This is a genomic window from Salmonella sp. SAL4457, from assembly GCF_046548235.1.
GTDB lineage: Bacteria > Pseudomonadota > Gammaproteobacteria > Enterobacterales > Enterobacteriaceae > Salmonella > Salmonella enterica.
Genome location: NZ_JBGDZO010000021.1, coordinates 1 through 710, shown reverse-complemented (window position 1 = coordinate 710; position 710 = coordinate 1). Strand labels below are relative to the sequence as shown.

Here is a 710-nt window from a genome sequence, read left to right as displayed (position 1 = left end):
GAAACATCTTCGGGTTGTGAGGTTAAGCGACTAAGCGTACACGGTGGATGCCCTGGCAGTCAGAGGCGATGAAGGGCGTGCTAATCTGCGATAAGCGCCGGTAAGGTGATATGAACCGTTATAACCGGCGATACCCGAATGGGGAAACCCAGTGTGATTCGTCACACTATCATTAACTGAATCCATAGGTTAATGAGGCGAACCGGGGGAACTGAAACATCTAAGTACCCCGAGGAAAAGAAATCAACCGAGATTCCCCCAGTAGCGGCGAGCGAACGGGGAGGAGCCCAGAGCCTGAATCAGCATGTGTGTTAGTGGAAGCGTCTGGAAAGTCGCGCGATACAGGGTGACAGCCCCGTACACAAAAGCGCATGTGTTGTGAGCTCGATGAGTAGGGCGGGACACGTGGTATCCTGTCTGAATATGGGGGGACCATCCTCCAAGGCTAAATACTCCTGACTGACCGATAGTGAACCAGTACCGTGAGGGAAAGGCGAAAAGAACCCCGGCGAGGGGAGTGAAAAAGAACCTGAAACCGTGTACGTACAAGCAGTGGGAGCACCCTTCGGGGTGTGACTGCGTACCTTTTGTATAATGGGTCAGCGACTTATATTCTGTAGCAAGGTTAACCGAATAGGGGAGCCGGAGGGAAACCGAGTCTTAATTGGGCGTTAAGTTGCAGGGTATAGACCCGAAACCCGGTGATCTAG

Annotated in this window: 1 rRNA gene; it reads left to right on the top strand. The window is 52.5% G+C overall.

Annotation, left to right across the window (positions count from 1 at the left end):
- Nucleotides 1-20: 20 nt before the first annotated feature.
- Nucleotides 21-710 (top strand): 23S ribosomal RNA (locus tag ACLJNW_RS22990); the annotation flags it as partial.